This is a genomic window from Thermus thermophilus HB8 (assembly GCF_000091545.1).
Classification (GTDB): Bacteria; Deinococcota; Deinococci; order Deinococcales; family Thermaceae; genus Thermus; species Thermus thermophilus.
Genome location: NC_006461.1, coordinates 1559068 through 1584594, shown reverse-complemented (window position 1 = coordinate 1584594; position 25527 = coordinate 1559068). Strand labels below are relative to the sequence as shown.

Sequence of the window (25527 nt, the reverse complement as noted above, 5' to 3'; positions counted from 1 at the left end):
ACCGCATGGGCCAGGAGTAGCGACAAAGGAGAGCGGAAATGCTGACGGATCCCATCGCCGACATGCTGACCCGGATCAGGAACGCCACCCGGGTCTACAAGGAGAGCACGGACGTGCCCGCCTCCCGCTTCAAGGAGGAGATCCTGAGGATCCTCGCGCGGGAGGGGTTCATCAAGGGGTACGAGCGGGTGGACGTGGACGGCAAGCCCTACCTGCGGGTCTACCTGAAGTACGGCCCCCGGCGCCAAGGGCCTGACCCCAGGCCGGAGCAGGTGATCCACCACATCCGGCGGATCAGCAAGCCGGGGCGGCGGGTGTACGTGGGGGTCAAGGAGATCCCCCGGGTGCGCCGGGGCCTGGGGATCGCCATCCTCTCCACCTCCAAGGGGGTTCTCACCGACCGTGAGGCCCGGAAGCTGGGCGTGGGCGGCGAGCTCATCTGCGAGGTGTGGTGATGTCTAGGATCGGAAGGCTACCCATTCCCGTACCCAAGGGCGTGAGCGTGGAGGTGGCTCCCGGGCGGGTCAAGGTCAAGGGCCCCAAGGGGGAGCTGGAGGTTCCGGTAAGCCCCGAGATGCGGGTGGTGGTGGAGGAGGGCGTGGTCCGGGTGGAGCGGCCCTCCGACGAGCGCCGCCACAAGAGCCTCCACGGCCTGACCCGGACCCTCATCGCCAACGCGGTCAAGGGCGTTTCCGAGGGGTACAGCAAGGAGCTCCTCATCAAGGGCATCGGCTACCGGGCCCGGCTCGTGGGGCGGGCCCTCGAGCTCACCGTGGGCTTCAGCCACCCCGTGGTGGTGGAGCCCCCGGAGGGCATCACCTTTGAGGTGCCCGAGCCTACCCGGGTCCGGGTCTCGGGGATCGACAAGCAGAAGGTGGGGCAGGTGGCCGCCAACATCCGGGCCATCAGGAAGCCCAGCGCCTACCACGAGAAGGGGATCTACTACGCGGGCGAGCCGGTCCGCCTCAAGCCGGGTAAGGCCGGGGCCAAGAAGTAGCGGGGGGAGAGATGGCACGTTTGACCGCTTACGAGCGCCGTAAGTTCCGCGTGCGCAACCGCATCAAGCGCACCGGGAGGCTCCGCCTCTCCGTCTTCCGGAGCCTGAAGCACATCTACGCCCAGATCATTGACGACGAGAAGGGGGTTACCCTGGTGTCCGCCTCCAGCCTGGCCCTGAAGCTCAAGGGCAACAAGACGGAGGTGGCCCGCCAGGTGGGCCGGGCCTTGGCGGAGAAGGCCCTGGCGCTTGGCATCAAGCAGGTGGCCTTTGACCGGGGGCCCTACAAGTACCACGGCCGGGTGAAGGCCCTGGCGGAAGGGGCCCGGGAAGGCGGCCTCGAGTTCTAAGGGAGGAGACCCATGCCGGAGACCGACTTTGAAGAGAAGATGATCCTGATCCGGCGCACCGCCCGGATGCAGGCGGGCGGGCGCCGCTTCCGCTTCGGCGCTTTGGTGGTGGTGGGCGACCGTCAGGGCCGGGTGGGCCTGGGCTTCGGCAAGGCCCCCGAGGTGCCGCTGGCGGTGCAGAAGGCGGGGTACTACGCCCGCCGCAACATGGTGGAGGTGCCCCTCCAGAACGGCACCATCCCCCACGAGATTGAGGTGGAGTTCGGGGCCTCCAAGATCGTGCTGAAGCCGGCGGCCCCGGGCACGGGGGTGATCGCGGGCGCGGTGCCCCGGGCCATCCTGGAGCTCGCCGGGGTGACCGACATCCTCACCAAGGAGCTCGGGAGCCGCAACCCCATCAACATCGCCTACGCCACCATGGAGGCCCTGCGGCAGCTCAGGACCAAGGCCGACGTGGAGCGGCTCAGGAAGGGGGAGGCCCATGCCCAGGCTCAAGGTTAAGCTGGTGAAGAGCCCCATCGGCTACCCCAAGGACCAGAAGGCGGCCCTCAAGGCCCTGGGGCTTAGGCGGCTTCAGCAGGAGCGGGTCCTCGAGGACACCCCCGCCATCCGGGGGAACGTGGAGAAGGTGGCGCACCTCGTGCGCGTGGAGGTGGTGGAATGAAGCTTTCCGATCTCAGGCCCAACCCGGGGGCCAACAAGCGGCGCAAGCGGGTGGGCCGGGGCCCGGGCTCCGGTCACGGCAAGACGGCGACCCGCGGGCACAAGGGGCAGAAGTCCCGCTCCGGCGGGCTCAAGGACCCGCGCCGCTTTGAGGGCGGCCGGTCCACGACCCTGATGCGCCTGCCCAAGCGGGGCATGCAGGGGCAGGTGCCCGGGGAGATCAAGCGCCCCCGGTACCAGGGGGTGAACCTCAAGGACCTCGCCCGCTTTGAGGGCGAGGTCACCCCGGAGCTTCTGGTCCGGGCGGGCCTCCTGAAGAAGGGGTACCGCCTCAAGATCCTGGGGGAGGGCGAGGCCAAGCCCCTCAAGGTGGTGGCCCACGCCTTCTCCAAGAGCGCCCTAGAGAAGCTGAAGGCCGCGGGCGGGGAGCCGGTCCTCCTGGAGGCCTGAGATGCTCAAGGCCTTCTGGAGCGCCCTGCAGATCCCCGAGCTCCGCCAGCGGGTGCTCTTCACCCTCCTCGTCCTCGCCGCCTACCGCCTCGGGGCCTTCATCCCCACCCCGGGGGTGGACCTGGACAAGATCCAGGAGTTCCTGCGCACGGCCCAAGGCGGGGTCTTCGGCATCATCAACCTCTTCTCCGGGGGCAACTTTGAGCGCTTCTCCATCTTCGCCCTGGGCATCATGCCCTACATCACCGCGGCCATCATCATGCAGATCCTGGTCACGGTGGTGCCGGCGCTGGAGAAGCTCTCCAAGGAGGGGGAGGAGGGGCGGCGCATCATCAACCAGTACACCCGCATCGGGGGCATCGCCCTGGGCGCCTTCCAGGGGTTCTTCCTGGCCACGGCCTTTTTGGGGGCCGAGGGGGGCCGCTTCCTCCTCCCGGGCTGGTCCCCCGGCCCCTTCTTCTGGTTCGTGGTGGTGGTGACCCAGGTGGCGGGCATCGCCCTCCTCCTGTGGATGGCGGAGCGCATCACCGAGTACGGCATCGGCAACGGCACGAGCCTCATCATCTTCGCCGGGATCGTGGTGGAATGGCTTCCCCAGATCCTGCGCACCATAGGCCTCATCCGCACCGGGGAGGTCAACCTGGTGGCCTTCCTCTTCTTCCTCGCCTTCATCGTCCTGGCCTTCGCCGGCATGGCCGCCGTCCAGCAGGCCGAGCGCAGGATCCCCGTCCAGTACGCCCGCAAGGTGGTGGGGCGCAGGGTCTACGGGGGCCAGGCCACCTACATCCCCATCAAGCTCAACGCCGCCGGGGTGATCCCCATCATCTTCGCCGCGGCCATCCTGCAGATCCCCATCTTCCTGGCCGCCCCCTTCCAGGACAACCCCGTGCTGCAGGGCATCGCCAACTTCTTCAACCCCACCCGGCCTTCGGGGCTCTTCATAGAGGTCCTCCTCGTCATCCTCTTCACCTACGTCTACACCGCCGTCCAGTTTGACCCCAAGCGCATCGCCGAGTCGCTGCGGGAGTACGGGGGGTTCATCCCGGGGATCCGCCCGGGCGAGCCCACGGTGAAGTTCCTGGAGCATATCGTTTCCCGTCTCACCCTCTGGGGGGCCCTCTTCCTTGGGCTCGTGACCCTCCTTCCCCAGATCATCCAGAACCTCACCGGCATCCACAGCATCGCCTTCTCAGGCATCGGCCTCCTCATCGTGGTGGGCGTGGCCTTGGACACCCTGAGGCAGGTGGAGAGCCAGCTCATGCTCAGGAGCTACGAGGGCTTCCTCTCCCGCGGGCGCCTGCGGGGGCGGAACCGGTAGGAGGTGGACGTGGGACAGGCGGTGATCTTCCTGGGACCTCCGGGGGCGGGCAAGGGCACCCAGGCCTCGAGGCTCGCCCAGGAGCTCGGCTTCAAGAAGCTCTCCACGGGGGACATCCTCCGGGACCACGTGGCCCGGGGGACCCCTTTGGGCGAGCGGGTGAGGCCCATCATGGAGCGGGGGGACCTGGTCCCCGACGACCTCATCCTGGAGCTTATCCGGGAGGAGCTGGCCGAGCGGGTGATCTTTGACGGCTTCCCCCGCACCCTGGCCCAGGCCGAGGCCTTGGACCGCCTCCTTTCGGAGACCGGCACCCGGCTCCTCGGGGTGGTGCTGGTGGAGGTCCCCGAGGAGGAGCTCGTCCGGCGCATCCTCAGGCGGGCCGAGCTCGAGGGCCGCTCCGACGACAACGAGGAGACCGTGAGGCGCCGCCTCGAGGTCTACCGGGAGAAAACCGAGCCCCTGGTGGGCTACTATGAGGCCAGGGGGGTGCTGAAGCGGGTGGACGGGCTCGGCACCCCGGACGAGGTCTACGCCCGGATCCGGGCGGCGTTAGGGATCTGATGGCCATCAAGCTGAAAAGCCCCTGGGAGATTGAGCGCATGCGGGAGGCGGGGGCCCTCCTCACCGAGGTGGTGGAGGAGGTGGCCCGCCACGTGGAGCCCGGCGTCTCCACCTGGGAGCTGGACCAGATCGCCTACGAGGCCATCCGCAAGCGCAAGGCCAAGCCCGCCTTCCTCGGGCTCTACGGCTTCCCCGCCACCCTTTGCACCTCGGTGAACGAGGTGGTGGTCCACGGCATCCCCTCCAAGGAGCCCCTGAAGGAAGGGGACATCCTCTCCGTGGACGTGGGCCTCATCTACCAGGGGTTCGCCGCCGACATGGCCCGCACCTTTCCCGTGGGCCGGGTCTCGCCGGAGGCGGAGAGGCTCATCCGGGACACGGAGGCCGCCTTCTGGGAGGGGATGAAGTACCTGCGCCCGGGCTTCCGCCTCGGCGACGTGGGCCACGCCATCCAGACCTTCTTGGAGAGCCGGGGCTACGGGGTGGTCCGGGAGTTCGTGGGGCACGGGGTGGGCCGGGAGATCCACGAGGACCCCCAGGTGCCGAACTTCGGCAAGCCCGGGACCGGGCCCAAGATCCGCCCCGGGATGACCCTGGCCCTCGAGCCCATGGTCACCTTAAGGCCCGCACCTGTGGTAATATTGGACGATGGCTGGGCGGCGAGCGCCGGCCGAGGCAACCTCGCCGCCCATTACGAGAACACCGTCCTGGTGACGGAAGAAGGCCCCGAGCTTCTCACCGGGGTCGCCCTGGCGCGGGCCGAGTAGGGAGGGGTATGGCGAAGGAGAAGGACACCATTCGGACGGAGGGCGTGGTCACCGAGGCGTTGCCCAACGCCACCTTTCGCGTGAAGCTGGACTCGGGGCCGGAGATTTTGGCCTACATCTCGGGCAAGATGCGGATGCACTACATCCGCATCCTCCCCGGGGACCGGGTGGTGGTGGAGATCACCCCCTACGACCCCACGCGGGGCCGGATCGTTTACCGCAAGTAGGAGGCAGGCATGAAGGTGCGCGCGTCGGTCAAGAGGATCTGCGACAAGTGCAAGGTGATCCGCCGGCACGGGCGGGTCTACGTCATCTGCGAGAACCCCAAGCATAAGCAGCGGCAGGGTTAGGGAGGAGGACTGTGGCGAGGATCGCAGGGGTAGAGATTCCCAGGAACAAGCGGGTGGACGTCGCCCTCACCTACATCTACGGCATCGGCAAGGCCCGGGCCAAGGAGGCCCTGGAGAAGACGGGGATCAACCCCGCCACCCGGGTGAAGGACCTCACCGAGGCGGAGGTGGTCCGCCTCCGGGAGTACGTGGAGAACACCTGGAAGCTGGAGGGGGAGCTCAGGGCCGAGGTGGCGGCCAACATCAAGCGCCTCATGGACATCGGCTGCTACCGGGGCCTCCGGCATCGGCGGGGGCTGCCGGTGCGGGGCCAGCGGACCCGCACCAACGCCCGCACCCGCAAGGGGCCCCGCAAGACGGTGGCGGGCAAGAAGAAGGCCCCGAGGAAGTGAGCCTGAGGGCCAGAGGATACTCCGGAGAGGGAGAGTATGGCCAAGAAGCCGAGCAAGAAAAAGGTCAAGCGGCAGGTGGCGAGCGGTCGCGCCTACATCCACGCCTCCTACAACAACACCATCGTCACCATCACCGACCCGGACGGCAACCCCATCACCTGGTCTTCGGGCGGCGTCATCGGCTACAAGGGAAGCCGTAAGGGCACCCCTTACGCCGCCCAGCTCGCGGCCCTGGACGCCGCCAAGAAGGCCATGGCCTACGGCATGCAGAGCGTGGACGTGATCGTGCGGGGCACCGGGGCGGGCCGGGAGCAGGCCATAAGGGCCCTCCAGGCCTCCGGCCTCCAGGTGAAGTCCATCGTGGACGACACCCCCGTCCCCCACAACGGCTGCAGGCCCAAGAAGAAGTTCCGTAAGGCTTCCTAGAAGGAGTGAGCGATGGGTCGTTACATTGGTCCAGTTTGCCGTCTTTGCCGCCGGGAAGGCGTGAAGCTCTACCTCAAGGGGGAGCGGTGCTACAGCCCCAAGTGCGCCATGGAGCGCCGCCCCTACCCCCCTGGGCAGCACGGGCAGAAGCGGGCGCGCCGCCCCTCCGACTACGCGGTGCGGCTTAGGGAGAAGCAGAAGCTCCGCCGGATCTACGGCATCTCCGAGCGCCAGTTCCGCAACCTGTTTGAGGAGGCGAGCAAGAAGAAGGGCGTCACGGGCTCCGTCTTCCTGGGGCTTTTGGAGTCCCGTCTGGACAACGTGGTCTACCGGCTGGGCTTCGCCGTAAGCCGCCGCCAGGCCCGCCAGCTGGTGCGCCACGGGCACATCACCGTGAACGGGCGCCGGGTGGACCTCCCCTCCTACCGGGTCCGGCCCGGGGACGAGATCGCCGTGGCCGAGAAGAGCCGCAACCTCGAGCTCATCCGCCAGAACCTCGAGGCCATGAAGGGCCGGAAGGTGGGCCCCTGGCTCTCCCTGGACGTGGAGGGCATGAAGGGCAAGTTCCTCCGCCTGCCCGACCGGGAGGACCTGGCCCTGCCCGTGAACGAGCAGCTGGTGATCGAGTTCTACTCCAGGTAAGCCCCTGGAAGGAGGCGTATGTTGGATTCCAAGCTCAAGGCCCCGGTCTTCACGGTGCGCACCCAGGGGCGGGAGTACGGGGAGTTCGTCCTGGAGCCCCTGGAGCGGGGCTTCGGCGTCACCCTGGGAAACCCCCTGCGGCGCATCCTCCTTTCCTCCATCCCTGGGACCGCGGTCACCAGCGTCTACATTGAGGACGTCCTCCACGAGTTCTCCACCATCCCCGGGGTCAAGGAGGACGTGGTGGAGATCATCCTCAACCTCAAGGAGCTGGTGGTCCGGTTCCTGAACCCCAGCCTCCAGACCGTGACCCTCCTCCTCAAGGCCGAGGGCCCCAAGGAGGTGAAGGCGCGGGACTTCCTTCCCGTGGCCGACGTGGAGATCATGAACCCCGACCTCCACATCGCCACCCTGGAGGAGGGGGGTCGGCTCAACATGGAGGTCCGGGTGGACCGGGGGGTGGGGTACGTCCCGGCGGAGAAGCACGGCATCAAGGACCGGATCAACGCCATCCCGGTGGACGCCGTCTTCTCCCCGGTGCGCCGCGTGGCCTTCCAGGTGGAGGACACCCGCCTGGGGCAGCGCACCGACCTGGACAAGCTCACCCTCAGGATCTGGACCGACGGCTCCGTCACCCCCCTCGAGGCCCTGAACCAGGCGGTGGAGATCCTCCGGGAGCACCTCACCTACTTCTCCAACCCCCAGGCGGCCGCCGTGGCGGCCCCCGAGGAGGCCAAGGAGCCCGAGGCGCCGCCAGAGCAGGAGGAGGAGCTGGACCTGCCCTTGGAGGAGCTCGGCCTCTCCACCCGGGTGCTCCACAGCCTCAAGGAGGAGGGCATTGAGTCCGTCCGGGCCCTTCTCGCCCTCAACCTCAAGGACCTGAAGAACATCCCCGGGATTGGGGAGCGGAGCCTGGAGGAGATCAAGGAAGCCCTGGAGAAGAAGGGCTTCACCCTGAAGGAGTGAGACCATGCGCCACCTGAAGTCCGGACGTAAGCTGAACCGCCACTCTTCCCACCGCTTGGCCCTTTACCGCAACCAGGCGAAAAGCCTCCTCACCCACGGCCGCATCACCACCACCGTGCCCAAGGCCAAGGAGCTCAGGGGGTTTGTGGACCACCTCATCCACCTGGCCAAGCGGGGCGACCTCCACGCCCGCAGGTTGGTCCTTAGGGACCTCCAGGACGTGAAGCTGGTGCGGAAGCTCTTTGACGAGATCGCCCCCCGCTACCGGGACCGCCAGGGGGGGTACACCCGGGTCCTCAAGCTGGCGGAGCGCCGGCGGGGGGACGGGGCGCCGCTCGCCCTGGTGGAGCTGGTGGAGTAGCCCCGCCGGGACCGGCCCCCCCGGAGCCTCGGCCCGGGGGGCTTTGGGCTACCCCGTGCCGGCGGGGCACGGGGGCTTTCCCCAAGGGTCCGCGCGTGGCCGTCCAGACAAGGTGCGGGCGCTTAGCCTCCGGGGTCCTGCTTGCGCTCGCCCAGGAGGCGCAGGATCTGGTCCTCGAGCTCCCCGATGTAGGCGGCGAGGGTGTTCCCGTGCTTCTCCAGGGTTTCCGCCACCTCCTCCTTCAGGGCCCTAAGCTCCTCACGCTCCGCCTCCCTTAGGGCCTGGAACTCCCCTTCCAGGTAGCGGCGGAGCTCGGTGAAGCGGCTTTGCTCCGCGTCCTCCGCGAGCTTTTTGTAGTGGAGGAGTTCCCGAGCGTAGCGCCGCACCTCCAGGAGGGCGGCGGTCTCGAGGCCGAGGGTGAAGAGGAGGTAGAGGAGGGTTACCACCCCTAAGGCCACGAGGAGGACCAGGCCCAGGGGGGCCTCCACCCGGGTGAACCCCAGGGAGAGGGGGGCCGTCCGGGTGACCTCCGGCCAGTTGAGCCAGGCGAAGAGGCCGCCCAGGACCAGGACGAGAAGGGCAAAAAAGGTACGCACTCCCATAAAGCCTCCAATAACCTCTGGGCCGATTATACACTTGGCCCATGGGCTACCTTTACGTCCTGCTGGCGGCGTTTCTTTGGGGCCTCATCGGGCCTTTAAGCCGTATGGCCTTCCAGGAGGGGCTTACCCCTTTGACGGTGGCCTTCTACCGGGCGCTTTTGAGCTGGATCTTCTTTCTGGCCCACGCGGCCCGGACGGGAGGCCTTCGGGTGGCGCCCCGGGACCTGCCCGTCTTTCCCCTCTTCGGCCTTCTGGGGGTGGCCCTCTTCTACGGGGCCTACCAGCTCGCCGTCCTCTACGGGGGGGCGGCCTTGGCCTCGGTCCTCCTCTACACCGCCCCCGCCTGGGTGGCCCTCCTCTCCTGGGCCTTCCTCCGGGAGCCCCCCACGGCCAGGTCCTGGGGGGCGGTGGCCTTGACCCTCCTCGGGGTGGGGCTTTTGGGCCTGGGCGGGGGGAGCGAGGTGCGCTTCGGGGTGCGGGCCTTCCTCTTCGGCTTGGCCTCCGGCTTCTTTTACGCCCTTCACTACCTTCTCGGCAAGCTTTACCTCGGCCGCTACGCCACCCCCACCTTCTTCGCCTACGCCCTGCCCGTGGCCGCTTTGGCCCTTGCGCCCTGGGCGGAGTTCGGCCCCTTGACTCCTCGGGCGCTGGGCGCCCTCCTGGCCTTGAGCCTCTTCTCCACCTACGGGGCCTACCTCGCCTTTTACGCCGGCCTCAGGCGGCTTCCCGCCACCGTGGCCAGCGTGGTGGCCACCTTGGAGCCCGTGGTGGCCGTGGTCCTCGCCTACCTGCTCTTCGGCGAGGTCCTTTCGCCCTTGGGCTATTTCGGGGCTTTGCTCGTGATCCTGGCGGTGCTTCTTGCGGTGCGGCGCTAGCCGAGGAGGCCCTCCACGAAGGGCCGCCAGTCCGGGGGGACCTCCTTGAGGTCCAAAAGGAAGAGGGGCACCCTCGGGGGCTTCGGGGGGCGGAGGAGGCGCATCCCCGCCTCCTCGGGGGTGCGGTCCCCCTTCCTGAGGTTGCAGCTGCGGCAGGCGGCCACCAGGTTGTCCCAGGTGCTCTTGCCCCCGCGGCTTTTGGGGAGGACGTGGTCCACGGTGAGCTCCCCGCCCTTTTGCCCGCAGTACTGGCAGGTGTAGCGGTCGCGCCGGAGGACGTTTCTGCGGTTCAAGGGAACGCGCCCCGGCCTGCGGCGGACCATGCGCTTGAGGCGGACGACGCTGGGGACGGGGATCCGGGTGGAGGGGGTGTTGAGGTAGAGGCCGCTTTCCGAGACCATCTCCGCCCCGCCCCCGAGGACGAGGAGCACGGCCCGCTTGATGCTGGCCAGGCCCAGGACCTCGTAGGCGGCGTTGAGGACCAGGACCCGTGGGGCGTCCAGGTTCACGGCCTCAGCTTAGCACAGGGGTGTGCTATGCTAGCGGCAAAGAGGGGGCTTCTATGGGACCTTTTCTGATGCGTATCCTCGCCCTCGGGCTCGTGGCTGGGGCGGCCTTGGCCCAGGGCGTCCAAGCCTGGCTGGAGAGGGGGGAGCGCCTCCTTTCGGAGGGGGCCTACGCGGAGGCCGTGGCCGCCTTTGAGGAGGTGCTGCGCCAGGACTACGGTCAGTTCCAGGCCCACCTCGGCCTCGGCGTGGCCTTGGTGCGGCTTGGCCGGCTGGAAGAGGCCCGGTTCGCCTTTGACCAGATGACCCGGGTCTTCCCGGACCGGTACGAGGGGCACTTCAACCTGGGCCAGGTCTACCTCCGCCTGGGGGAGGCGGGAAAGGCGGCCGAGGCCTTCGCCAAAGCGGCCGCCATCGCCCCCCGGGAGGAGGCCTACCTCGCCTGGTCCGGGGCCCTCCTCCAGGAGGGGAAGGCCAGGGAGGCGGCGGCCGTTCTGGAGCGGGGCCTTTCCCCGGAGCGGAGCCCCGCCTACCGCCTCGCCCTGGCCCAGGCCCTCTACGCCGCCGGGGAGCGGGAGGCGGCGGTGCCCCACCTGTACGCCGCGCTCAACCGGGAGCCTGGCCGGGCGGAGGCCTGGGACCTCCTCGCCCGGGTGCTGGCGGAGGTGGGGCTTACGGACCGGGCGCGCCGGGAGGTGGAGCGGGGCCTCGAGGCGGTCCAGGACCCCAAGGGGAAGGCCCTCCTCCTCCTGCGCAAGGGAACCCTGGTGGAAGACCCCGAGCCCCTTTGGCGGGAGGCCTTGGCCTTGGACCCGGACCTTTGGCAGGCCGCCTACCTCCTGGGCCGGCGCCGGCTTGAGGCGGGGGACCTGAAGGAGGGGCTCCGCTGGCTCCAGGAGGCCTACGCCAAGGGCCAGGATCCCGAGGTGGCCTTGGCCTTGGCGGCCGCTTACCTCAAGGCCAAGGACTACGCCAACGCTTACCGCTACGCCAAGGAGGCCGGGCCCGCCGGGGCCTTCCTCCAGGCCCAGGCGGCCCAAGGCCTAGGACGGCGGCAGGAGGCCCTAAAGCTCCTCGAGGGGCTCGCCTCGCCCCAGGCCCTGGCCTTGCGGGGAAGCCTCCTCCTGGAGGAGGGCCAGGGCGAGGAGGCGGTGGCGGCCCTCCAGGCCGCCTACGAGGCCACCCGCGACCCCCAGGTGGGGGTGAACCTGGGGGCGGCCCTCGTCCTCGTCAAGCGCTTCGGCCAGGCGGAGCTCGTGCTGCGCGAGGTCCTGGCCAAGGACCCCTCCTCCGCCGCCGCCTGGTACAACCTGGGCCTGGCCCTCCGGGGCCTGGGCCGCCAAGCGGAGGCCGACCGGGCCCTGAGGCAGGCCGCCGCCTTGGGCTCGAGGGAGGCCCGGGCCCTTCTCGGGAGGTAGGATGCGCTGGCTAAGGGAGAACTGGCTGGACTTTCTCATCTTCGTCCTCATCGCCGTGGTGGCGGTGGGCGTGGTCCTCTACCTCGTGGGCCTAAACCCCTTCGCCGCGCGCCCGGCCCCGCCCCCGGCCCCGCAGGCGCCCGCGGCCACGGCGCCTGGCCCCGCTGGCGAGGCCCCCGCGGAGGAGCCCGTGGTCACCGTCCTGCCCCTGCCCGAGGCGCCGCCCGCTCCCTCCCCGGGGGAGGCCTCGGGGCGCGCGCCCGTCTCGGCGCCTTCGCCTTCGGAGCCCGCCCGGTCTAGCGCCGGCGCGGCTTCCCCGCCCGCAAGTCCTCAGGGGGTCTACCGGGTGGCGGTGGGGGCCTTCGCCAACCCCGAGAACGCCGCCAGGTTGCGCCAGGCGCTGGCGGACCAGGGCTACCCCGCACGGTTGGAGCCCGCCGGAAGCCTCACGCGGGTGGTGGTGGGCCCCTACGCCACCGAGGCCGAGGCCAGGAGGGTGGCCGAGGCCCTCCGGGACTACGCCCCCCAGGTCTACCGGGGGGAGGGCCCGGCGCCCCTCTCCCCCGAGCGGGTCTACCTCCAGGTGGGGGCCTTCCAGAAGCGGGAAAACGCCCTCGCCTTGGCGGAGAAGCTCCGTGGGCTGGGGTTCAGCGTGGTCCTGAGCGAGGACGGCCTGCACCGGGTGCGGGTGGGCCCCGTGCCCGTGGGCCAGGTGGACGAGGTGAAGGCCCGGCTCAAGGCGCTGGGCCTCGAGGCCTTGGAGGTGCGATGAAGGTCCCCGAAGCGGCCATCAGCCGCCTGATCACCTACCTCCGCATCCTGGAGGAGCTGGAGGCCCAGGGGGTTCACCGGACGAGCTCCGAGCAGCTTGGGGAGCTCGCCCAGGTCACGGCCTTCCAGGTGCGGAAGGACCTTTCCTACTTCGGCTCCTACGGGACGCGCGGGGTGGGGTACACCGTCCCCGTCCTGAAGCGGGAGCTCCGCCACATCCTGGGGCTCAACCGCAAGTGGGGCCTGTGCATCGTGGGCATGGGCCGGCTCGGGAGCGCCCTGGCCGACTACCCGGGGTTCGGGGAGAGCTTTGAGCTCAGGGGCTTCTTTGACGTGGACCCGGAGAAGGTGGGCCGCCCGGTGCGGGGCGGGGTCATTGAGCACGTGGACCTCCTGCCCCAGCGGGTTCCCGGCCGCATTGAGATCGCCCTCCTCACCGTGCCCCGGGAAGCGGCCCAGAAGGCGGCGGACCTGTTGGTGGCGGCGGGGATCAAGGGGATCCTGAACTTCGCCCCGGTGGTCCTCGAGGTGCCCAAGGAGGTGGCGGTGGAGAACGTGGACTTCTTGGCGGGGCTCACGCGGCTTTCTTTCGCTATCCTGAACCCCAAGTGGCGGGAAGAGATGATGGGGTGAGCGAGGTGGTTTATGCGGCGTATATGGGTTAGGTTCCTTGGCGGTTTGGTCCTTGTGGCCCTAGGGGGATGTGGCAACTTCTTCGCTGACGGCGTCATCCTGGGTGGGCCGACGGTCTTGGCCTCGCGGGAGAACTTCTCGTTTCAGACGGAGACGGACCAAAACAACAATACGGTTTACACCTACAGCTACCAGATCGTTCTCTACGCCCTTCCGGGCTCCGGGGCGGGCACGGTGATCCTCCTGGACGCCTCGGAGAACCAACTGGAGGCCCCCTTCCTCATCCCCGAGTCTTGCCCGCCCAGCAACCCCGACCCTTGCGGGCCTTACACCCGGGAAGTGGTGAAGAAGTCCTTCGCGCCCTTGACCCCGGTGCAGGCGGTGAAGTACCGGACCATTTCGGCCAACGGGCAGTCCAAGGTGGTCCCCCTGAACGCCACGATAGAGCTCTACTAGGGCTATACTGGGGGGCGTGACCGATCTCGAGGCCCCCCTCCGCCGCTTTGAAGAGGCCCTTTCCGAGCTCGTCCAGTCCGACGTCCTCTTCATCCGCCTCATCCACCAGGACCTGGTGACGGCGGGGGGGAAGCGCATCCGGCCCAGGCTCGTCTTTCTGGCCTCGAGGGCCTTAGGGGGGGCGCCCTTTGAGCTGGAGCTCGCCCTGGCGGTGGAGCTCCTCCACTCCGCCACCCTCCTCCACGACGACCTCATTGACGACGCCGAGACCAGGCGGGGCAAGGAGGCGGCCTTCCGCAAGTACGGGAACGCCGTTTCCGTGCTTTCCGGGGACTTCCTCCTCTCAAGGCTCCTTCACGTCATCGCCAAGACGGGGCGGATGGAGCTCGTGGAGCGGTTCGCCGAGGTGGCCAAGACCCTCTCCGAAGGCGAGGTCCTCCAGTTCCAGGTGGCGGCCCTCGAGGACTACTCCCTGGAGAACTACGAGCGGATCATTACCGCCAAGACGGCAGTCCTCATGGCCCTCGCCACGGAGGGCCCCGCCCTTCTTCTCGGGGCGGAAAGCGGGGTGCGGGAGGCCCTTTACCGCTACGGCCTCCTCTACGGCCAGGCCTTCCAGATGCGGGACGATTACCTGGACCTCATGGGGACGCCGGAGGTCCTAGGCAAGCCCGTGGGCGGGGACCTGCGGGAGGGCAAGGCCACCCTCATCCCCCTCCTCCTCATGGAGCGCTACCCCGAGGTGCGGGAGGTGCTCAGGCGCCGGGCCCGGGAGGCCGGGGACCTGGAACGGGTGCGGGCCCTGGCCCGGGAGAGCGGGGCGGCCGAGGAGGCGGTGCGCCGCATCCGGGAGCGGGCCGAGGCCGCGGCCCAGGCCCTGGAGGCCCTGCCTCCGAGCCCCTTCCGGGAGGCCTTGCGGGAGCTCGCCCTGAAGGAGGCGGAGCGGGTCCGCTAGGGTATGCTTAGGGGGATGAAGGTGGTCCTGGCCACCGGCAACCCCGGGAAGGTGCGGGAGCTCAAGGAGGGCCTCGCCCCCTTGGGCTGGACCCTCCTCACCCTGGCGGACTTCGCCTTGCGCATGCCCAAGGAGGAGGGGGCCACCTTCCTGGAGAACGCCCTCCTCAAGGCGGCGTACGTGGCCAAGGCCACGGGGCTTCCCGCCCTCGCCGACGACTCCGGCCTCGAGGTCTACGCCCTCGGGGGCGAGCCCGGGGTCTACTCCGCCCGCTACGGGGGGAGGGCCACGGACCGGGAGCGGAACGTCTACCTCCTGGAGAGGATGCGCCACCTCAAAGGGGAGGAGCGCAAGGCCCGCTTCGTGGCCGTCCTGGTCCTGGCCTACCCCGACGGGCACGCCGAGGCCTACGAGGGGAGCGTGGAGGGGGTGATCCTCGAGGCCCCCCGGGGCGAGGGGGGCTTCGGCTACGATCCCCTCTTCTACGTCCCTGAGGCGGGGAAGACCTTCGCCGAGATGGGCCTAGAGGAGAAGGCCCGGTACTCCCACCGGGGAAAGGCCCTTAGGGCCCTCCTCGAGGCCTACAAGGACGGGCCGCCCCCGAGGGAGGTCTCCAAGCTGGAATGAACGTCCTCTCCCCCCACATCGCCCTCTACCGCCTCTTTGACGTGGCCGACGAGATTGACCTAGGCCGTCTTTCCACGCCCCGCCTCCGCCTCTCCCGGGCGAGGCTCGGGGCGGTGCGCTTTGAGAACCCGCCGGGGGAGATGGAGCTCGGGGTGCGGAACGTGGAGGGGCTTTCCGGCCTCCTCACCGCCAGGCTCTACGAGTTCGGGGTGGTCTCCCTCTCCTTCCGCATCCACCTGGGGGAGCGGGTGCCCTGGGAGGCCTTTCTGGAGAAGGGGCTCAGGATCCCCGAGCTTCCCTTCTGGGAGGGGTTCTTCCTGGCGGAGCTCGCCGCCCTCGAGCCCCACCTCCGAGGGGCCCTTCTCCGCCCCGAGGAGAAGCGCCTCTCCGAGGAGTTCGTGGTCTACCACGCCCTGGGGTTGGAAGGGGAGAAGGCCTTCCGCCCCTCGGTGGACCTCACTCCCCTATGGATGGGGGCCGAGGAGGAGTTCGCCCCCGAGGTGCGGCGGGAGGTGGAGCGCTACCGCTACAGCTATTCCACGGAGGACCTGGCCCTCTTGGGCTTTGACCGCGTCCTCATCCTGGACTCCGAGGGGATCTGGGACGTGGCCGACCTGGTGGAGTTCGTCCACGCCCAGCTCCTGGAGCTTTCCTACTACGACCGGGTGCTCACCGAGGAGCTGGAGCTGGTGCCCCAGGTCCTAAGGCACCGGGGGCTTTGGGGGTACGGGAGGCTGCAGCGCCTCCGCCGCCGCCTCATGGCCCGGCACGCGGAGATCGCCGACGTGAAGGCCCGGATGGAGGGGGCCCTGCGCATCACCGAGGACCTCTTCTACGCCAAGATCTACCGGGCGGCCTTGGAGCTCTACGGGGCCTATGAGCTGGAAAAGAGCGTGGAGGAGAAGCTCAGGGTCCTCGAGGCCACCTACGAGATGGTGACCGAGGAGGTGGCCCACCTCCGTACCCAGGCGGTGGAGGTGGCCATCCTGGCCCTCATCGCCTTTGAGGTGGTGCGGGCCCTCCACTGAGGGGACTTGTGTCCCGGTCTGGAGGTGGTATGCTTTACCCTGAAGGGCGCGGGAAAAACCTTCCTTGAGGAAGCGCTACCACGCGCCCGGGGGTGGAGTATGAGGAGGCTCGTTCCGGTATTGGCCCTAGGCCTTTCCCTGGCCCTCGCCCAGGGAAAGATCACCGTCTGGACCCACTTCGGCGGCCCCGAGCTGGAGTGGCTCAAGGAGCAGGCCCGGACCTTTGAGAGGACCTCCGGCACCAAGGTGGAGGTGGTGGAGGTCCCCTTCGCGGAGATCAAGCAGAAGTTCATCCTGGGCGCCCCCCAGGGCCAGGCGGCGGACCTCGTGGTCACCGTGCCCCACGACTGGGTGGGGGAGATGGCCCAGGCCGGGGTCCTCGAGCCCGTGGGCAAGTACGTGACCCAAACCTACCTCGCGGACCTTCAGGGCGTGGCGGTGGAGGCCTTCACCTTCGGGGGGAGGCTCATGGGCCTTCCCGCCTTCGCCGAGAGCGTGGCCCTCATCTACAACAAGAAGTACGTGAAGGAACCCCCCAGGACCTGGGAGGAGTTTTTGGCCTTGGCGCAAAAGCTCACCACGGGGGCCACCTTCGGCTTCCTCTACAACATCGGCGACCCCTACTTCAACTTCGGCTTCTTCAAGGCCTTCGGCGCCGAGAACGTCTTCGCCAAGGACGCCAAGGGCAACCTGGACCCCACCAAGCTCCTCATCGGGGGCGAGGTGGGGGAGAAGGCCCTCCAGTTCATCAAGGACCTCCGCTTCAAGTACAACCTGGTCCCCGAGGGGGTGGACTACGGGGTGGCGGACGGGGCCTTCAAGGATGGGGCCTTGGCCATGATCCTCAACGGCCCCTGGGCCTTGGGCGACTACAAGAAGGCCAAGGTGGATTTCGGCATCGCCCCCTTCCCCACGCCGCCCGGGGCCAAGAACCCTTGGGGGCCCTTCCTGGGGGTGCAGGGCGTGGTGGTGAACGCCTACTCCAAGAACAAGACCCAGGCGGTGAACTTCGCCAAGACCCTGGTGACGGGCCGGAACCTCGTGGCCTTCAACCAGGCGGGCGGGCGCATCCCCGTCTCCAAGAGCGCGGTGAAGCAGCTGGAGAAGGACCCGGTGGTGGCGGGCTTTTCCAAGGTCTTCCCCTTGGGCGCCCCCATGCCCAACATCCCCGAGATGGGCAAGGTCTGGGGTCCCTGGGGCAACGCCATCAGCCTCGCCATCCAGCGGCCCGACTCCAACGTGAAGAAGATCGTGGAGGACATGGTGGCCGAGATCAAGAAGGCCATCGGCAGGTAACCCCTATGGACGCTCCCCACGGGACCTCCCGCTTCCCGTGGGGGGCGTATCTTTAGACCATGAAGCACCCTCCCGGACTCAAAGGCTTCCTCCTGGCCATGGGGCTTCTTCTGGGCCTCCTCCTCGTGGCCACGGGGCTAGGGCTCGCCGCTTACCTCGCCCTTTCCGCCCGCCTGGATCTTCCCGGGTGGTCCGTCCTCGTCTTCGCCCTCCTCGTCCTCGTCCCCGGGGCGGTGGCGGTGGGGCGGCTCTTCCCCTGGCTCACCGACTGGTACTACTTCCTCCCCGCCCTAGCCTTCCTCCTCGTCTTCACCCTGTACCCCATCGGCCTCACGGTCTACCTGGCCTTCACCGACTACTCGGGGAAGCGGAACGGCTTCCCCGACCGCTCCACCGAGACCCGGGTGGTGGCCCATGAGGGGGCGCGGCTCGTCCTCGAGGCCGAGGCCCAAGAGGCCCTCCGCTGCGACCCTTGCGTGGGGGAGGTCGTGGAGGCCTACGCCGAAGGGCAGAGGGCCCGGGCCCGGATCCAGGCCGTGGAAGGGGCCACCCTCCTCCTGGACCGGGCTTTGCCCTTCACGCCCGCGTACGTGGCCCGGGTCAACGCCTTCCACTTCGTGGGGTTCAAGAACTTCGCCTTCATCCTCTCCCAGGCCAACCAGGCCCTCTTTCCCGTCTTCCTCTGGAACCTCGTCTTCGCCTTGGCCACGGTGGTCCTGAACGGCCTCGTGGGGCTCGTCCTCGGGCTTGTGCTCAACAACCGGGCCCTGAAGCTCCGCAACCTCTACCGCACCCTCCTCATCGTCTCCTGGGCCCTGCCCGGGGTCATCACCGTCCAGGTCTGGGTGGCCCTCCTCAACTACAACTTCGGGGCCATCAACCGCCTTCTCGGGGTCCTGGGCATCTACCCCATCCCCTGGCTCAACGACCCCGACTGGGCCAAGGTGGCCGTCCTCCTCGTCAACCTCTGGCTCGGCTTTCCCTACATGATGACGGCCACCTTAGGGGCCCTTTCCACCATCCCCGACGAGCTCTACGAGGCGGCCAAGGTGGACGGGGCCACCCCATGGCAGGCCCTCTTCCGCATCACCCTTCCTCTCCTGGAGAAGCCCATGCTGCCTATTCTCCTCTCCGCCTTCGCCTTCAACTTCAACAACTTCTACCTCATCTACCTCCTCACCGGGGGCGGCCCGGCCCAAGAGGGCAGGCTCGCCACGGCCCAGGCCACGGACATCCTCATCTCCTGGGCCTACAAGACGGCCTTCAGCGCCGAGGGGCAGTCGGCCTACGGCCTGGGGGCGGCGATTAGCCTCCTCATCTTCGCCATCACCGTGGCCATAAGCCTGGTGAACTTCCGGGTGACCGGGGCGCTTCGGGAGGTGAGGTAGATGCGCAAGCTCGTGGCCTTCCTCCTCACGGGCCTCGCCCTCTACGGGGCCTACTGGTTCGCGGCGAACCGCCTCTTTGACGAGGGGTCCTACCGCAAGCAGGTGGCCTTCGGGAGCGTCTTCGTGCCCTATGGCTGGGCCTACGCCCTGGGCTTCCTCGGGGCCTTGGTCCTCCTCGTCCTCCTCTATAGCCTCCTCTATACCGCCCTCGTAAACCGCCTCCAGGGAAGGCGGAAAAGCCCCTGGCCCCTCTTCCTCCAGGGGGTGACCCACCTCTTCCTCTGGGTCCTGATCCTCTTGGTCTACTACCCCGTGGTCCAGGTGGTGGCGGCGAGCTTTGACCCCACCAACAACCTCTTCAGCTTCCGTAGGCCCGACACGGGCTTCCTCCTCGTGGACGCCAAGGTGATCCCCTACCTGCCCAACCCCTCCCTGGAAAACTACGCCAAGCTGGTGGAGGGGGTGGTCCTCTACCCTTACCAGGTGGCCCTCGCCCTCCTCGCGGGCCTCGCCCTCCTGGGGGTGGGGATCGTGGGCCTTCTCCGCAGGCTTCTTGCCCCCGAGGCGTGGATGGACTTCTGGCAGGGGAGGCTCCTTTTCCTCATGGCCCTCCTCGTCTTCGCCCTCGCCCTTTCCCTCTCGCCCAGGCAGTTCACCGGGCAGGGCACGGAGACCAAGTTCCTCCTCTGGGTGCGGAACACCTTCCTCATCTCCGGCCTCACGGGCCTCCTCGCCGTCCTCCTCACCGCCACGGCGGGCTACGCCTTCGCCCGCTTCCGCCACCTGCCCGGCCGCTACCCCATGCTCCTCTTCTTCATCTTCGTGCAGATGTTTCCGGGGTTCTTGGCCCTGGTGGCCATCTACTACCTGCTTTCCTGGCTGGACCTCTTGAACACCTTCACCGGGCTCGTTTTGGCCTACTCCGGGGGGATCATCAGCTTCGGCACCTGGGTGTACAAGGGCTATCTGGAGAGCATCAGCCCGAGCCTCGAGGAGGCGGCCATGGTGGACGGGGCCACGAGGTGGCAGGTCTTCACCAAGATCCTCCTTCCCCTCTCCGCCCCCATGTTCGTCTTCATCTTCCTCCTGCAGTTCGTGGGCACCTATTCAGAGTTCGTCCTGGCCAACCTCGTCCTCACGGGGGTGGAGAGCTGGAACGTGGGCGTGGGGCTTAGGAGCTTCACCACGGGGCAGTTCCAGACCAAGTGGGGCGTCTTCGCCGCGGCGAGCGTCTTGGGCTCCTTACCCATCCTCTTCCTCTTCTACGGGTTCCAGCAGTACTTCGTTTCCGGCTACACCGCGGGGGCCGTGAAAGAATAAGGGCATGGACCTGGAGACCCTCAGGGCCAGAAGGGAGGCCGTGCTAAGCCTCTGCGCCCGCCACGGGGCGGTGAGGGTGCGGGTCTTTGGCTCTGTGGCCCGGGGGGAAGCCCGAGAAGACAGCGACCTGGACCTCCTGGTGGCCTTTGAGGAGGGGCGCACGCTTCTGGACCATGCCCGTCTAAAGCTGGCCCTGGAGGGGCTCTTGGGGGTGCGGGTAGATATCGTGAGCGAGAGGGGCCTGGCCCCTAGGCTCCGGGAGCAAGTCCTGCGGGAGGCCATCCCTCTATGAGGAACCCCCGGGGCCCACCCGCACATCCCCTGGCGGGAGATGGTGGCCATGCGCAACCTCCTCGTCCACGAGTACTTCAGCGTGGACTTGGAAGAGGTCTGGTCTACTGTGGTCCGGGATTTGCCCGCGCTAAAGGTTCAGGTGCAAGCCCTCTTGGAGGTTGATCCTTGAACCACCACGACCTGGAACACGCTGACCCCCCCTTTCCCGAGCTCGGGGAGGAGGTGGAGCTTTTCCTGGAAACCGAGGCGCGGGAAGGGGTTCTCCTTTACGAGCGGGACGGGGAGTTGCAGAAAAAGCCCATGGCGCCTTGGGAGCGGGGCCTAAAGGCGCGGGTGCCCGTCCACGCGAGCCCCTTCCGCTACTGCTTCCGCCTCCCCCAAGGCTACCTGGGCAGCCACGGCCTGGAGAGGACCCTGCCCCGCTACGACCGCTTCTTCCACCTCCTCGCCAAGCCCCTTCCCCCGGAGTGGGCCCTGGGGGCGGTCTTCTACCAGATCTTTCCCGACCGCTTCCGCCAAGGGCGCCCGGAGCTTGCCCCCAAGGAGGGGGCCTGGCTTTACGGGGGGAGGCCCATCCGCAAGAAGGCCTGGCACGAGCCCCCCGGGGAGGACGGGGCCCGGGAGTTCTACGGGGGGGACCTCTTTGGGGTCCTCGAGGCCCTCCCCTACCTGGAGGCCCTGGGGGTGGAGGCCCTCTACCTCACCCCCATCTTCCAAAGCCCCTCCAGCCACCGCTACGACACCGAGGACTACCACCGGGTGGACCCTCATCTAGGCGGGGAGGAGGCGCTTAGGGCGCTTTACGAGGCCCTCGAGGCCCGGGGGATGAAGCTCATCCTGGACGGGGTCTTCAACCACGTGGGGGCGACCCACCCCTGGTTCCAGAAGGCCCTTGAGGACCCCTCCTCCCCCGAGCGGGGGATGTTCACCTTTTATCCGGACGGGAGCTACGCCAGCTTCTGGGGCGTGAAGCACATGCCCAAGCTGGACTACGCTTCCGCCCTCACCCAGGAGCGCTTCGTCTTCGGAAAGGAGGCCCCCGTCCGCTACTGGATGCGCCTCGCCCATGGCTGGCGGCTGGACGTGGCCCACTCCATCGGGGAAGGGGGGACGAACCGGAAGAACGCCCGCTGGCTCAGGGCCCTGGCCCGGGCCGCCAAGGAGGAGCGGGAGGACGCCCTCGTCTTCGGGGAGCTCTCCTACGACACCGTCCCCACGCTGAGGGCCCACACCCTGGACGGGGCCATGCACTACGCCGGCTTCGCCCACCCGGTGATGGAGTGGCTCTCGGGGCGGGACCTCCACGGAAACCCCGTGGAGCTGGAGGCCGAGGACCTTTGGCGGGCCCTCTTTGACCACTACGCCGCCCTTCCCCTCCAGCTCCGCCACGCGATGTACACCCTCCTCTCCTCCCACGACATCCCCCGGGCCCTCTGGCGCCTCAGGGGGGACAAGGAGCGCTTCAAGACCGCCTACGCCCTCCTCTTTGCCTTCCCCGGAAGCCCCGCCGTCTACTACGGGGACGAGGTGGGCCTCTCCCAGCCCAACCCCTACGAGGTCTGGCGGGGAGACCCCTACTGCCGCGCCCCCTTCCCCTGGGACGAGGCCCTTTGGGACAAGGACCTCCTCGCCTTCCTCCGGCGCCTCATCCTCCTCAAGAAGACCCACCCCGCCTTGAGGCTCGGGGGGCTCCTCCCCCTCAAGGCCCCTCCGGGGGTCCTGGCCTTCAGGCGGCGCCACCGGGGGAGGGAGGTCTGGGCCTTTTTCGCCAAGGAAGAGGTGCGCCTTTCCCTTCCCCGGGGGGTGGACCTCCTTTCGGGAAGGGAGGTGGCGGGGGAGGTGGAGGCGCGGTACCTCCTCCTGGAGCCTTTAGAATGAAGGGGATGCGCCTCAAGCGGTTTAAGGGGAAGGTGCGGCGGGTGGCGCGAAAGAAGGTTGAGGCCCCGGTGGACCTCCTTGCTGAAGCGGGGGCCCTCCATAAGGAGGGCGCCGGTGCGCAGGGCTTTCGGGAGCGGCTACGTGCCCTGATAGAAGGGGCTCAGCGCCGCTGGGAGGCCCTGAGCCTCGAGGAAAGGGAGCAACTGCTCTCCCAGATCACGGCCCTCCTGACCCTGCTTCCCGCGGGGAGGCTTGGGCGGTTGGGCCTTCTAGCGGCCAAGGGGGCTCAGCTCGCGGCGAAGAAGGAGGTTCTTTCCCTGCTCCTTAAGCTCCTGAAGCGCTAAGCCCGGGGTATACTCTTTCTTTGTGCGGGACGTCCTCGAGGTCCTGGAGTTCCCCCGGGTCCGGGCCCTGCTGGCGGAGAGGGCCAAGACCCCCCTGGGCCGGGAGCTTGCCCTGGCCCTCGCGCCCCTTCCCCGGGAAGAGGCGGAGAAGCGGCACGAGCTCACGGGGGAGGCCCTAAGCTACCCCTACGCCCTCCCCGAGGCGGGGACCTTAAGGGAGGCCTACGGGAGGGCCCTCGCGGGGGCGAGGCTTTCCGGCCCCGAGCTCCTAAAGGCGGCCAAGGCCCTGGAGGAGGCCATGGCCCTGAAGGAGGAGCTCCTTCCCCTGAAAAACGCCTTAAGCCAGGTGGCGGAGGGCATCGGGGACCACACCCCCTTCCTGGAGCGGGTGAGGAAGGCCCTGGACGAGGAGGGGGCGGTGAAGGACGAGGCGAGCCCGAGGCTTGCCCAGATCCGAAGGGAGCTTAGGCCCCTCCGCCAGCAGATCCTGGACCGCCTCTACGCCCTCATGGACCGCCACAGGGAGGCCTTCCAGGACCGCTTCGTCACCTTAAGGCGGGAGCGCTACTGCGTCCCCGTGAGGGCGGGGATGGCCCAGAAGGTGCCGGGGATCCTCCTGGACGAGTCCGAGTCGGGGGCGACCCTCTTCATAGAGCCCTTCTCCGTGGTCAAGCTCAACAACCGCCTCCAGGCCCTGAGGCTAAAGGAGGAGGAGGAGGTGAACCGCATCCTCCGGGACCTCTCCGAGAGGCTCGCCAAGGACGAGGGGGTGCCGAAGACCCTGGAGGCCCTGGGCCTTTTGGACCTCGTCCAGGCCCAGGCCGCCTTGGCCCGGGACCTGGGGCTTTCCCGCCCCGCTTTCGGGGAGCGGTACGAGCTCTACCGGGCCTTTCACCCCCTGATCCCGGACGCCGTGCGGAACTCCTTCGCCCTGGACGAGAAAAACCGCATCCTCCTCATCTCCGGTCCCAACATGGGGGGAAAGACCGCCCTCCTCAAGACCCTGGGCCTCGCTGTCCTCATGGCCCAGTCCGGCCTCTTCGTGGCGGCGGAGAAGGCCCTTTTGGCCTGGCCCGACCGGGTCTATGCCGACATCGGGGACGAGCAGTCCCTTCAGGAGAACCTCTCCACCTTCGCCGGGCACTTAAGGCGCCTCAGGGAGATGCTGGAGGAGGCCACCTCCCATAGCCTCGTCCTCATTGACGAGCTCGGAAGCGGCACCGACCCCGAGGAGGGGGCGGCCCTTTCCCAGGCCATCCTGGAGGCCCTCCTGGAGAGGGGGGTCAAGGGGATGGTCACCACCCACCTCTCCCCCCTGAAGGCCTTCGCCCAGGGAAGGGAGGGGATCCAGAACGCCTCCATGCGCTTTGACCTCGAGGCCCTCCGCCCCACCTACGAGCTCGTCCTCGGGGTGCCGGGGCGGAGCTACGCCTTGGCCATCGCGAGGAGGCTCGCCCTCCCCGAGGAGGTCCTCAAGCGGGCCGAGGCCCTTCTGCCCGAGGGGGGGAGGCTGGAGGCCCTTCTGGAGAGGCTCGAGGCCGAGCGCCTGGCCCTGGAGGCGGAGCGGGAGCGCCTGAGGCGGGAGCTTTCCCAGGTGGAGAGGCTGCGCAAGGCCCTGGCCGAGCGGGAGGCCCGCTTTGAGGAGGAGCGGGCGGAAAGGCTCAAGGCCCTCGAGGAGGAGGTGCGGGCCGAGCTCCTCAAGGTGGAGGCCGAGCTCAAGGCCCTCAAGGAGAAGGCCCGGACCGAGGGCAAGCGGGACGCCCTCCGGGAGCTCATGGCCCTCCGGGAGCGCTACGCCAAGAAGGCCCCGCCGCCCCCGCCTCCCCCGGGCCTCGCCCCCGGGGTCTTGGTGGAGGTGCCCTCCTTGGGCAAACGGGGCCGGGTGGTGGAGCTCAGGGGGGAGGAGGTCCTGGTCCAGGTGGGCCCCCTGAAGATGAGCCTCAAGCCCCAGGAGGTGAAGCCCCTTCCCGAGGCCGAACCGGGCAAGCCCCTCCTCGCCAAGCCCCGACGGGAGGTGAAGGAGGTGGACCTCCGGGGCCTCACGGTGGCCGAGGCCCTCCTGGAGGTGGACCAGGCCCTGGAGGAGGCGCGGGCCCTGGGCCTTTCCACCCTCCGCCTCCTCCACGGCAAGGGGACGGGGGCCTTAAGGCAGGCCATCCGGGAGGCCCTCCGCCGGGACAAGCGGGTGGAAAGCTTCGCCGACGCCCCGCCCGGCGAGGGGGGGCATGGGGTTACCGTGGTGGCGCTTCGGCCTTGAGGGCCTGGACCACCTCCTCAGGCTCGTCCGTCAGGCGGAAGAGCTGGAGGTCCTCCGGCCCCACGGCCTTTTGGTCCCGGAGGAAGGCGAGCCAGCGGACGAGCCCTTCCCAGTAGCCCCGGTCCAAAAGGAAGACGGGGAAGCGGTGGACCTTCTCCGTCTGGAGCAAGACCAGGACCTCGGAGAGCTCGTCCAAGGTGCCGAACCCCCCGGGCAGAAAAACGAAGCCCACGGCGTAGCGGACGAAGAGGACCTTGCGCACGAAGAAGTAGCGCAAGGAGAGGGCGTGGGTCTGGTAGGGGTTGGGCTTTTGCTCGTGGGGAAGCTCTATGTTCAGGCCCACGCTCACGCCGCCTGCCTCGTAGGCTCCCCGGTTCACCGCCTCCATCACCCCGGGCCCCCCTCCCGTCACCACCCCGAAGCCCGCCTCGGCCAGGGCCCTGCCCAGGCGGTAACCCGCCTCGTAGGCGGGGTGGCCCTCGCCGAAGCGGGCGGAGCCGAAGACGGAGACCAGGGGCACCTGGAGCTCGGAGAGGGTTTCAAAGCCCTCCACGAACTCCGCCAGGATGCGGAAGAGGCGCCAGCTGTCCTCGTGGTGGAGCTGGTCAATGAGGGGCTTCTTGGGCATGCCCT

Annotated in this window: 35 protein-coding genes; 32 read left to right on the top strand and 3 right to left on the bottom strand. The window is 68.5% G+C overall.

The features are described 5' to 3' along the window. The first annotated feature begins 38 nt into the window (after positions 1-38). Genes rpsH through rplQ form a run of 16 tightly spaced genes read left to right on the top strand, consistent with a single transcriptional unit; the run spans position 39 to position 8246 of the window. A complete protein-coding gene (gene rpsH / locus TTH_RS08490; RefSeq protein ID WP_011173705.1) occupies positions 39-455 on the top strand; it encodes a 30S ribosomal protein S8 in 417 nt (138 codons plus the stop codon). Further along, positions 455-997, top strand: a complete 543-nt coding sequence (rplF, locus tag TTH_RS08485; RefSeq protein WP_011173704.1) for a 50S ribosomal protein L6 — start codon at positions 455-457, stop codon at positions 995-997. The genes rpsH and rplF overlap by 1 nt, the downstream gene beginning before the upstream one ends. Before the next feature lie 11 nt (positions 998-1008). Then, positions 1009-1347 (top strand): 50S ribosomal protein L18, encoded by a 339-nt coding sequence (gene rplR, locus TTH_RS08480; RefSeq protein ID WP_008633391.1) that lies wholly within the window; start codon positions 1009-1011, stop codon positions 1345-1347. A 12-nt stretch (positions 1348-1359) separates the two neighbouring features. After that, positions 1360-1848 carry a 30S ribosomal protein S5 gene (rpsE, locus tag TTH_RS08475; protein WP_008633389.1) on the top strand — a complete coding sequence of 163 codons (489 nt, stop codon included), beginning with the start codon at positions 1360-1362 and terminating at the stop codon, positions 1846-1848. Continuing rightward, a complete protein-coding gene (rpmD, locus tag TTH_RS08470) occupies positions 1829-2011 on the top strand; it encodes a 50S ribosomal protein L30 (protein WP_008633387.1) in 183 nt (60 codons plus the stop codon). The genes rpsE and rpmD overlap by 20 nt, the downstream gene beginning before the upstream one ends. Beyond that, the gene (rplO, locus tag TTH_RS08465) at positions 2008-2460 is read left to right on the top strand and encodes a 50S ribosomal protein L15 (protein WP_011173703.1); all 453 of its coding nucleotides are present in this window, start codon (positions 2008-2010) and stop codon (positions 2458-2460) included. The genes rpmD and rplO overlap by 4 nt, the downstream gene beginning before the upstream one ends. A 1-nt stretch (position 2461) precedes the next feature. Then, complete coding sequence (secY, locus tag TTH_RS08460) at positions 2462-3778, top strand: preprotein translocase subunit SecY (protein ID WP_011228842.1); 1317 nt, start codon at positions 2462-2464, stop codon at positions 3776-3778. Between the two features lie 3 nt (positions 3779-3781). Next, on the top strand, positions 3782-4342 hold the full coding sequence (locus TTH_RS08455; RefSeq protein WP_011173701.1) for an adenylate kinase: 561 nt from the start codon (positions 3782-3784) through the stop codon (positions 4340-4342). After that, positions 4342-5109 carry a type I methionyl aminopeptidase gene (gene map / locus TTH_RS08450; protein ID WP_011173700.1) on the top strand — a complete coding sequence of 256 codons (768 nt, stop codon included), beginning with the start codon at positions 4342-4344 and terminating at the stop codon, positions 5107-5109. Before TTH_RS08455 ends, map begins: the two co-directional genes overlap by 1 nt. Before the next feature lie 8 nt (positions 5110-5117). Beyond that, positions 5118-5336 carry a translation initiation factor IF-1 gene (gene infA, locus TTH_RS08445; protein WP_008633373.1) on the top strand — a complete coding sequence of 73 codons (219 nt, stop codon included), beginning with the start codon at positions 5118-5120 and terminating at the stop codon, positions 5334-5336. Between the two features lie 9 nt (positions 5337-5345). After that, on the top strand, positions 5346-5459 hold the full coding sequence (rpmJ, locus tag TTH_RS08440; protein WP_008633370.1) for a 50S ribosomal protein L36: 114 nt from the start codon (positions 5346-5348) through the stop codon (positions 5457-5459). Between the two features lie 11 nt (positions 5460-5470). Continuing rightward, positions 5471-5851, top strand: coding sequence for a 30S ribosomal protein S13 (gene rpsM / locus TTH_RS08435; RefSeq protein ID WP_008633368.1), 381 nt, complete (start codon positions 5471-5473; stop codon positions 5849-5851). 36 nt (positions 5852-5887) lie between these two features. After that, positions 5888-6277 (top strand): 30S ribosomal protein S11, encoded by a 390-nt coding sequence (gene rpsK / locus TTH_RS08430; RefSeq protein ID WP_008633365.1) that lies wholly within the window; start codon positions 5888-5890, stop codon positions 6275-6277. Positions 6278-6289: 12 nt separating this feature from the next. Then, positions 6290-6919, top strand: a complete 630-nt coding sequence (rpsD, locus tag TTH_RS08425) for a 30S ribosomal protein S4 (RefSeq protein ID WP_011173699.1) — start codon at positions 6290-6292, stop codon at positions 6917-6919. A gap of 18 nt (positions 6920-6937) precedes the next feature. Then, positions 6938-7885 carry a DNA-directed RNA polymerase subunit alpha gene (locus TTH_RS08420; protein WP_011173698.1) on the top strand — a complete coding sequence of 316 codons (948 nt, stop codon included), beginning with the start codon at positions 6938-6940 and terminating at the stop codon, positions 7883-7885. A gap of 4 nt (positions 7886-7889) precedes the next feature. Next, positions 7890-8246: a 50S ribosomal protein L17 gene (rplQ, locus tag TTH_RS08415; RefSeq protein WP_008633358.1), complete on the top strand. Its 357-nt coding sequence runs from the start codon at positions 7890-7892 to the stop codon at positions 8244-8246. Between the two features lie 122 nt (positions 8247-8368). Here rplQ and TTH_RS08410 read toward each other — a convergent pair whose 3' ends face one another. Beyond that, entirely contained in the window at positions 8369-8848 is a 480-nt protein-coding gene (locus TTH_RS08410) for a hypothetical protein (protein ID WP_011228841.1), read from the bottom strand. A gap of 41 nt (positions 8849-8889) precedes the next feature. Here TTH_RS08410 and TTH_RS08405 point away from each other — a divergent pair, with 41 nt between their 5' ends. Continuing rightward, positions 8890-9723, top strand: a complete 834-nt coding sequence (locus tag TTH_RS08405; protein ID WP_011228840.1) for a DMT family transporter — start codon at positions 8890-8892, stop codon at positions 9721-9723. On the opposite strand, the gene TTH_RS08400 is transcribed toward TTH_RS08405, so the two are convergent. Then, positions 9720-10232 carry an HNH endonuclease gene (locus tag TTH_RS08400; protein ID WP_008633352.1) on the bottom strand — a complete coding sequence of 171 codons (513 nt, stop codon included), beginning with the start codon at positions 10230-10232 and terminating at the stop codon, positions 9720-9722. The genes TTH_RS08405 and TTH_RS08400 overlap by 4 nt on opposite strands. Positions 10233-10285: 53 nt before the next feature. Between TTH_RS08400 and TTH_RS08395 the strand changes: the two genes are divergently transcribed. The 15 genes from TTH_RS08395 to mutS2 all read left to right on the top strand — a co-directional run bounded on the left by TTH_RS08395 (position 10286) and on the right by mutS2 (position 24894). Further along, positions 10286-11647, top strand: a complete 1362-nt coding sequence (locus tag TTH_RS08395; protein ID WP_011228839.1) for a tetratricopeptide repeat protein — start codon at positions 10286-10288, stop codon at positions 11645-11647. A 1-nt stretch (position 11648) separates the two neighbouring features. After that, positions 11649-12419, top strand: coding sequence for an SPOR domain-containing protein (locus TTH_RS08390; protein ID WP_011173694.1), 771 nt, complete (start codon positions 11649-11651; stop codon positions 12417-12419). Then, positions 12416-13051: a redox-sensing transcriptional repressor Rex gene (locus TTH_RS08385; RefSeq protein WP_011173693.1), complete on the top strand. Its 636-nt coding sequence runs from the start codon at positions 12416-12418 to the stop codon at positions 13049-13051. Before TTH_RS08390 ends, TTH_RS08385 begins: the two co-directional genes overlap by 4 nt. Positions 13052-13105: 54 nt before the next feature. Continuing rightward, positions 13106-13507 (top strand): hypothetical protein, encoded by a 402-nt coding sequence (locus TTH_RS08380; RefSeq protein ID WP_224065242.1) that lies wholly within the window; start codon positions 13106-13108, stop codon positions 13505-13507. 16 nt (positions 13508-13523) lie between these two features. Continuing rightward, the gene (locus TTH_RS08375; protein ID WP_011228837.1) at positions 13524-14462 is read left to right on the top strand and encodes a polyprenyl synthetase family protein; all 939 of its coding nucleotides are present in this window, start codon (positions 13524-13526) and stop codon (positions 14460-14462) included. A 15-nt stretch (positions 14463-14477) separates the two neighbouring features. Beyond that, a complete protein-coding gene (gene rdgB, locus TTH_RS08370) occupies positions 14478-15089 on the top strand; it encodes an RdgB/HAM1 family non-canonical purine NTP pyrophosphatase (RefSeq protein WP_164926068.1) in 612 nt (203 codons plus the stop codon). Continuing rightward, entirely contained in the window at positions 15086-16117 is a 1032-nt protein-coding gene (locus TTH_RS08365; protein WP_011173689.1) for an RMD1 family protein, read from the top strand. Before rdgB ends, TTH_RS08365 begins: the two co-directional genes overlap by 4 nt. A 99-nt stretch (positions 16118-16216) precedes the next feature. Next, positions 16217-17413, top strand: a complete 1197-nt coding sequence (locus tag TTH_RS08360; RefSeq protein ID WP_011228835.1) for a sugar ABC transporter substrate-binding protein — start codon at positions 16217-16219, stop codon at positions 17411-17413. A gap of 59 nt (positions 17414-17472) precedes the next feature. After that, positions 17473-18801, top strand: coding sequence for an ABC transporter permease subunit (locus TTH_RS08355; protein WP_011228834.1), 1329 nt, complete (start codon positions 17473-17475; stop codon positions 18799-18801). Beyond that, positions 18802-20121, top strand: a complete 1320-nt coding sequence (locus tag TTH_RS08350) for a sugar ABC transporter permease (protein ID WP_011228833.1) — start codon at positions 18802-18804, stop codon at positions 20119-20121. A gap of 4 nt (positions 20122-20125) precedes the next feature. Continuing rightward, a complete protein-coding gene (locus TTH_RS08345; RefSeq protein WP_011173685.1) occupies positions 20126-20413 on the top strand; it encodes a nucleotidyltransferase family protein in 288 nt (95 codons plus the stop codon). A gap of 24 nt (positions 20414-20437) precedes the next feature. Then, positions 20438-20584: a HepT-like ribonuclease domain-containing protein gene (locus TTH_RS08340; protein WP_224065241.1), complete on the top strand. Its 147-nt coding sequence runs from the start codon at positions 20438-20440 to the stop codon at positions 20582-20584. After that, positions 20581-22293, top strand: a complete 1713-nt coding sequence (locus TTH_RS08335) for a glycoside hydrolase family 13 protein (RefSeq protein WP_164926067.1) — start codon at positions 20581-20583, stop codon at positions 22291-22293. Before TTH_RS08340 ends, TTH_RS08335 begins: the two co-directional genes overlap by 4 nt. Before the next feature lie 5 nt (positions 22294-22298). Continuing rightward, the gene (locus tag TTH_RS08330; RefSeq protein WP_024118727.1) at positions 22299-22637 is read left to right on the top strand and encodes a hypothetical protein; all 339 of its coding nucleotides are present in this window, start codon (positions 22299-22301) and stop codon (positions 22635-22637) included. A gap of 22 nt (positions 22638-22659) precedes the next feature. Beyond that, positions 22660-24894, top strand: coding sequence for an endonuclease MutS2 (mutS2, locus tag TTH_RS08325; protein ID WP_011228829.1), 2235 nt, complete (start codon positions 22660-22662; stop codon positions 24892-24894). Here the strand turns inward: mutS2 and TTH_RS08320 are convergent. Next, the gene (locus TTH_RS08320) at positions 24869-25522 is read right to left on the bottom strand and encodes an LOG family protein (RefSeq protein WP_011228828.1); all 654 of its coding nucleotides are present in this window, start codon (positions 25520-25522) and stop codon (positions 24869-24871) included. The two genes, mutS2 and TTH_RS08320, sit on opposite strands and share 26 nt — an antisense overlap. Positions 25523-25527: the final 5 nt, after the last annotated feature.

What these genes read in the sequence shown, in the direction of transcription:
- TTH_RS08395 (WP_011228839.1), top strand. Translation starts at nt 10,286, where the DNA reads ATGGGACCTTTTCTGATGCGTATCCTCGCCCTCGGGCTCGTGGCTGGG.
- rdgB (WP_164926068.1), top strand. Translation starts at nt 14,478, where the DNA reads ATGAAGGTGGTCCTGGCCACCGGCAACCCCGGGAAGGTGCGGGAGCTC.
- TTH_RS08355 (WP_011228834.1), top strand. Translation starts at nt 17,473, where the DNA reads ATGAAGCACCCTCCCGGACTCAAAGGCTTCCTCCTGGCCATGGGGCTT.
- rplF (WP_011173704.1), top strand. Translation starts at nt 455, where the DNA reads ATGTCTAGGATCGGAAGGCTACCCATTCCCGTACCCAAGGGCGTGAGC.
- rpsD (WP_011173699.1), top strand. Translation starts at nt 6,290, where the DNA reads ATGGGTCGTTACATTGGTCCAGTTTGCCGTCTTTGCCGCCGGGAAGGC.
- TTH_RS08345 (WP_011173685.1), top strand. Translation starts at nt 20,126, where the DNA reads ATGGACCTGGAGACCCTCAGGGCCAGAAGGGAGGCCGTGCTAAGCCTC.
- rplR (WP_008633391.1), top strand. Translation starts at nt 1,009, where the DNA reads ATGGCACGTTTGACCGCTTACGAGCGCCGTAAGTTCCGCGTGCGCAAC.
- TTH_RS08320 (WP_011228828.1), bottom strand. Translation starts at nt 25,522, where the DNA reads ATGCCCAAGAAGCCCCTCATTGACCAGCTCCACCACGAGGACAGCTGG.
- TTH_RS08420 (WP_011173698.1), top strand. Translation starts at nt 6,938, where the DNA reads ATGTTGGATTCCAAGCTCAAGGCCCCGGTCTTCACGGTGCGCACCCAG.
- rpsH (WP_011173705.1), top strand. Translation starts at nt 39, where the DNA reads ATGCTGACGGATCCCATCGCCGACATGCTGACCCGGATCAGGAACGCC.
- rpsE (WP_008633389.1), top strand. Translation starts at nt 1,360, where the DNA reads ATGCCGGAGACCGACTTTGAAGAGAAGATGATCCTGATCCGGCGCACC.
- map (WP_011173700.1), top strand. Translation starts at nt 4,342, where the DNA reads ATGGCCATCAAGCTGAAAAGCCCCTGGGAGATTGAGCGCATGCGGGAG.
- rplQ (WP_008633358.1), top strand. Translation starts at nt 7,890, where the DNA reads ATGCGCCACCTGAAGTCCGGACGTAAGCTGAACCGCCACTCTTCCCAC.
- TTH_RS08350 (WP_011228833.1), top strand. Translation starts at nt 18,802, where the DNA reads ATGCGCAAGCTCGTGGCCTTCCTCCTCACGGGCCTCGCCCTCTACGGG.
- TTH_RS08365 (WP_011173689.1), top strand. Translation starts at nt 15,086, where the DNA reads ATGAACGTCCTCTCCCCCCACATCGCCCTCTACCGCCTCTTTGACGTG.
- TTH_RS08330 (WP_024118727.1), top strand. Translation starts at nt 22,299, where the DNA reads ATGCGCCTCAAGCGGTTTAAGGGGAAGGTGCGGCGGGTGGCGCGAAAG.
- TTH_RS08405 (WP_011228840.1), top strand. Translation starts at nt 8,890, where the DNA reads ATGGGCTACCTTTACGTCCTGCTGGCGGCGTTTCTTTGGGGCCTCATC.
- TTH_RS08360 (WP_011228835.1), top strand. Translation starts at nt 16,217, where the DNA reads ATGAGGAGGCTCGTTCCGGTATTGGCCCTAGGCCTTTCCCTGGCCCTC.
- TTH_RS08385 (WP_011173693.1), top strand. Translation starts at nt 12,416, where the DNA reads ATGAAGGTCCCCGAAGCGGCCATCAGCCGCCTGATCACCTACCTCCGC.
- rpmJ (WP_008633370.1), top strand. Translation starts at nt 5,346, where the DNA reads ATGAAGGTGCGCGCGTCGGTCAAGAGGATCTGCGACAAGTGCAAGGTG.
- rpmD (WP_008633387.1), top strand. Translation starts at nt 1,829, where the DNA reads ATGCCCAGGCTCAAGGTTAAGCTGGTGAAGAGCCCCATCGGCTACCCC.
- TTH_RS08410 (WP_011228841.1), bottom strand. Translation starts at nt 8,848, where the DNA reads ATGGGAGTGCGTACCTTTTTTGCCCTTCTCGTCCTGGTCCTGGGCGGC.
- TTH_RS08390 (WP_011173694.1), top strand. Translation starts at nt 11,649, where the DNA reads ATGCGCTGGCTAAGGGAGAACTGGCTGGACTTTCTCATCTTCGTCCTC.
- rpsK (WP_008633365.1), top strand. Translation starts at nt 5,888, where the DNA reads ATGGCCAAGAAGCCGAGCAAGAAAAAGGTCAAGCGGCAGGTGGCGAGC.
- rplO (WP_011173703.1), top strand. Translation starts at nt 2,008, where the DNA reads ATGAAGCTTTCCGATCTCAGGCCCAACCCGGGGGCCAACAAGCGGCGC.
- secY (WP_011228842.1), top strand. Translation starts at nt 2,462, where the DNA reads ATGCTCAAGGCCTTCTGGAGCGCCCTGCAGATCCCCGAGCTCCGCCAG.
- infA (WP_008633373.1), top strand. Translation starts at nt 5,118, where the DNA reads ATGGCGAAGGAGAAGGACACCATTCGGACGGAGGGCGTGGTCACCGAG.